Consider the following 3,995-nt stretch of genomic DNA (forward strand, 5'->3'; position numbering starts at 1 on the left):
TTCGCGTGGAAAACGATGTCTTTTGTAGCTCACAACCTCTTTGCTCATCACTCCTCTCTACCATACTACAGTTAACGTGACAGCTCCCTTCTTGGTGCTGCGAGGTTTCCTGATGACTTTCCGGGCCAGTTTCTCTCTCGGTTTCATGGTTTTCCGTTTGGGAGTAGAGGTTACCTTCTCTTCCTGAGCCATAACCTCAGGTTCCAGTGTCACCGGGCTTTGAAAGGTGAGAAGGGACGTCAGTTCTTTGCCTGAGAAGCGGCCCTGCATGGTTCTGGCCTTATGGAAGACTTCACCTGTACGGGCATAGAGGGCAGCTGCCCTCTGGCGGGCCAGAAACTTGCTTTCGGTTTGCAGGGAGAGGGAGATTTCCGTTTTGCCAAGGCAGGCTTGCAGCACGACCGGAACGGCACGGCGAAAGTGGTAGTGAGAGCCGATAAGACGCAGCATGTGGGTTCCCAGACTGGGAAGACAACCGGGAAAGTTCCGTTCACCTATCATAATCCGGTTTTATGACGTCTTTTCAAGGCTGTAGCGCAAAAGTCTGAGGGACTCGAACCCGCTCTCTTTGGTCGCAACTAGTCAGACAACCCATTGAAACAGAACGATAATTTCAGATGAAATCATCCTTCACATGGTGACTGCGGGTTTATTCTGCGGGCAAACCCGTGGGGCAGTCAAGACAGCGAGAGGCAGACTGTAGACGTTTTAAGCGTAAAGCGCTGCTTGACGTACTTTATGTAAAGTTATACGTTACATACATGGAGATAGACAGTATCGCTCATAAAGGGCTCCGGCGTTTCTTTGAAACAGGGAATGCGAAAGGGCTGGTCGGTGACATCAGTCGTTTGCGAAAAATGTTGGCCTTTATTGATGCTGCTGGGTCTCTGGAAGAACTGTCTGTGCCTCCAAACTATGGACTGCACCCGCTAACAGGCGACCGGGCAGGCACATGGTCAATGACCGTTACGAAAAACTGGCGTCTGACATTCAGGGTAAGTGAAACAGGCGCTCTTCTGGATATGACATTGGAGGATTATCATGGCTCTTAAAATGCACCCCTCTCTGGCGGTTCATGTGGGGGACTGGATAAGAACAGAACTACTAGAACCTCATAACATCCGTGTTAATGCTGTAGCCGAGCATTTTGGGGTTTCTCGCCAGTCCATCAGTGCGTTGCTGAATGGCCGGGCACGTTTATCAGCCGATATGGCAATCCGTTTTGAGAAAGCTTTTGGGGTTAGTGCCGAGACGCTGATGCGGATGCAGAGCACGTTTGATTTGGCACAAGCGCGTGTCCATGCAGGCGATCTTGAGGTGAGTGGTTTCTTTGGTCAGGCTCAGAAACCTGTCGGATATCGGGTTTCTCAATAGCTTATTTTTAAAGGGAGCACCAGCAGTGCGGAAAGGTCCGGAACTAGGGTTTGTGGGGATTCACGTGAGGCTTGATTTGTGATTCAAGCTTCAGATGGAACGTTTTGTGCTGACGGACGCCCAATGGGCGCTGATTGAACCGCATTGCCTTGGCAAGGCAACTGATCCGGGTCGGAGCGGTCGGAACAACCGCCTTTTCATGGAAGCGGTGCTGTGGATTGTCCGGACAGGCAGTCCGTGGCGCGACCTGCCTGCCATTTTCGGAAACTGGAGCACGGCGTTCCGTCGCTTCAGCGATTGGCGTAATGCCGATATTTTCAAACGGATTTTCGATGCTTTGTCGGGTGATCCGGACATGGAATACGCCATGGTTGATGCAACGATCGTGAAGGTTCACCGCCACGGTCAGGGCGCAAAAGGGGGACTCAGAGCCAGGCCATAGACCGCTCGAAAGGTGGCATGACGACGAAAATTCTCGCGCTGACAGATGCTCTGGGAAATCTGGTGCGTTTCCGCCTGATGCCCGGACAGCGCTTCGATAGTGTGGAAGTGCCGCCGTTGATTGACGACCTCACATTCGATGCCTTCATCGCTGATAAGGCATTCGACAGCAACGCCATCATTGCTGAACTCAATGAAAGGGGCGCCACGGTCGTCATTTCTCAGCACCCCCGACGTTCAAAGCCGCTACCTCTGGATCGGGAAATCTATAAATGGCGGCATCTGATCGAGAACTTCTTTTGTAAACTCAAGGAGTTTAAGCGCATCGCGATGCGGGCCGATAAAACAGACAAAAGCTTCAGTTCCATGATCTATCTTGCCGCAGCCATCATCCATTCACGGTGAATCCCCACAAGCCCTAAACCGTGACACCTCCACATGTTATGATGGCTGGTTGGTTGCCGGGGGGGGGGAGCGGTTCCATGGCATGAGGGCCATTATCCGTGCCATGCCACAAAAGCCGCTCAAACCAGCCATAATCAGGCCGACGCCGATGAACCCGCTCAGTAGAAAATAAGCCGGATTTACAAAAAATCCCAGCAGGACACCGACAAGAATGAATGTGCCGATGGCCAGTTGTACCTGACGGTCAAGTGGTAGAACTTTCCGGCCGGAGTGTGTCACCGGCATCCGCGCGGCTATCCATGCCTCGATACCGCCTGTGAGGTTGTAGATGTCAAGGTTGGGTATTTCGGCAAGGAGTTTCTGACACGCTGAAGCGCCGCGACCGCCTTTGCGACAATAGATAACCAGTTTCTTGCCCTCATGAAGCGGCAGCGTCGATATTTTGACCGTGCTGAGCGGCACAAGAGTAGCGCCGGGGATGGATTCTGATGCGAACTCTGCGGGCTCTCGTACGTCAACCAGTACAGCTTCGTTGTGTTCTAGCCAGTTATTCAAAGTTTTCGCGTCAACAGATTGTATGGTCATTTTATAAGCTTTCTCTAATCAAGTGTAGGTTCACGACAAAAAATCAGATGGAGCACGGCAAGGAGCGCCTGCACTTCAACGCTGCAAAGCCGGTAATAGACCATCAGCCCGCGCTTTTCAGACTCTACCAGTCCGGCTTCCTTCAACCGAGCCAGATGTTGGGAAAGCGCTGACTGTGATAATCCAACAGTATCGACAATGTTGCTGACGGTTTTTTCACCCGAAACAAGGTGGCAGAGCACCATCAATCGGTTGGCGTTGGCAAGTTCCTTAAGCAATGATTCCGCTTTGGCTGCGTGCTGTTGCATGGCCTCGACGGGAGGGGAGAGTGGATTCTGTTTTTTCACATTGACATCTTATCGGGAGATTCTATTTTAGCAATCTCTAATTTATATGTGTCGTTAGGTGAAGTTCTCATGTCCAAGTCCTACCCTGAAATAACCAAGCGCATACATGACCATGACTACGCGCGATATGGTTCCAGAGTATGAGTTTGTTGGGTGAAGCACGGACAGAAAGGCGAGAAGTTCGAGATGCAGGCATAACTGGTTTTCCTTCCAAAGAGAGGGTTAACGGGGGAAATTTCTCCCCCTTACCAGCTTGTCGAATGCACCCCTTGGGTAGCCATTTGACACTGCTGGCTCCCTTTTAAAACGGTATCTTTTTGAAGGCTGTTTCTGGGTAGCTGATTGCCTCTATGGTTTGGCTGAGATTGGTGGTTGAAATGCTGGTTAGGTAGGTTGTGGTGCCCTGACTTTTGTGGGTTGCTTCATGACCCAGCAGGCGGTCAATCCAGACTTCCCGGATGTTGGCATCTGCGTTTCTGAGTTGGGTCGATACGGTGTGCCGGAAGGAATGAAACGTGATTTCGGCGGGCAGACCAATGCGGGTCTTGAGCAATGAGAAAGCTCTGCCAAGGGCTGCGCCCCTGACACCCTGTTTTGAGGTTTCCAGACCCGGAATGAGATAAGGGCTGTCAGTGGTATCCTTAAGGGCCAGCACACCTACTTCAATCAGTTTTGAATGGACGGGCACCATGCGGGTGCCAGCTTCCGTCTTGGGTGCCCAGCCGGTTTCGGTGTGAGTCCGGATAAGGAAACAGGGGGAGCTGTCACGTTAACTGTAGTGTGTTGAGTAACGCTCTGCCGTGAAGTTTTCAGGCTGTCAGCTGGGTGGCCTTGTTCCATTGG

Annotated in this window: 6 protein-coding genes and 1 pseudogene; 3 read left to right on the plus strand and 4 right to left on the minus strand. The window is 51.7% G+C overall.

Annotated elements, in window-relative coordinates; all coding sequences use genetic code 11:
• Positions 1 to 57 precede the first annotated feature (57 nt).
• Positions 58 to 450: a DUF6538 domain-containing protein gene (locus DY926_RS07700; protein WP_241503116.1), complete on the minus strand. Its 393-nt coding sequence runs from the start codon at positions 448 to 450 to the stop codon at positions 58 to 60.
• A gap of 311 nt (positions 451 to 761) precedes the next feature.
• Between DY926_RS07700 and DY926_RS07705 the strand changes: the two genes are divergently transcribed.
• From DY926_RS07705 to DY926_RS07715, 3 genes are all read left to right on the plus strand, one after another.
• Entirely contained in the window at positions 762 to 1,052 is a 291-nt protein-coding gene (locus tag DY926_RS07705; protein ID WP_116100417.1) for a type II toxin-antitoxin system RelE/ParE family toxin, read from the plus strand.
• On the plus strand, positions 1,042 to 1,374 hold the full coding sequence (locus DY926_RS07710) for a HigA family addiction module antitoxin (RefSeq protein ID WP_186336109.1): 333 nt from the start codon (positions 1,042 to 1,044) through the stop codon (positions 1,372 to 1,374). Before DY926_RS07705 ends, DY926_RS07710 begins: the two co-directional genes overlap by 11 nt.
• A gap of 94 nt (positions 1,375 to 1,468) precedes the next feature.
• A protein-coding gene (locus DY926_RS07715; protein ID WP_196778568.1) for an IS5 family transposase occupies positions 1,469 to 2,220 on the plus strand; the annotation gives its coding sequence in 2 pieces (ribosomal slippage) (positions 1,469 to 1,799 and positions 1,799 to 2,220; 753 coding nt in all).
• A gap of 36 nt (positions 2,221 to 2,256) precedes the next feature.
• On the opposite strand, the gene DY926_RS07720 is transcribed toward DY926_RS07715, so the two are convergent.
• From DY926_RS07720 to DY926_RS07730, 3 genes and pseudogenes are all read right to left on the minus strand, one after another.
• On the minus strand, positions 2,257 to 2,805 hold the full coding sequence (locus DY926_RS07720; RefSeq protein ID WP_116702837.1) for a rhodanese-like domain-containing protein: 549 nt from the start codon (positions 2,803 to 2,805) through the stop codon (positions 2,257 to 2,259).
• A gap of 14 nt (positions 2,806 to 2,819) precedes the next feature.
• A complete protein-coding gene (locus DY926_RS07725) occupies positions 2,820 to 3,152 on the minus strand; it encodes an ArsR/SmtB family transcription factor (RefSeq protein WP_241503117.1) in 333 nt (110 codons plus the stop codon).
• Between the two features lie 301 nt (positions 3,153 to 3,453).
• Positions 3,454 to 3,918: pseudogene (locus DY926_RS07730) on the minus strand (tyrosine-type recombinase/integrase); the annotation flags it as partial.
• Positions 3,919 to 3,995: the final 77 nt, after the last annotated feature.

The sequence above is a fragment of the Komagataeibacter melaceti genome, assembly GCF_003403295.1.
Taxonomy (GTDB): domain Bacteria; phylum Pseudomonadota; class Alphaproteobacteria; order Acetobacterales; family Acetobacteraceae; genus Komagataeibacter; species Komagataeibacter melaceti.

Excerpts from the sequence above, each read along its gene's own strand:
- DY926_RS07700 (WP_241503116.1), bottom strand. The coding sequence starts at position 450 with ATGCTGCGTCTTATCGGCTCTCACTACCACTTTCGCCGTGCCGTTCCG.
- DY926_RS07705 (WP_116100417.1), top strand. The coding sequence starts at position 762 with ATGGAGATAGACAGTATCGCTCATAAAGGGCTCCGGCGTTTCTTTGAA.
- DY926_RS07710 (WP_186336109.1), top strand. The coding sequence starts at position 1,042 with ATGGCTCTTAAAATGCACCCCTCTCTGGCGGTTCATGTGGGGGACTGG.
- DY926_RS07720 (WP_116702837.1), bottom strand. The coding sequence starts at position 2,805 with ATGACCATACAATCTGTTGACGCGAAAACTTTGAATAACTGGCTAGAA.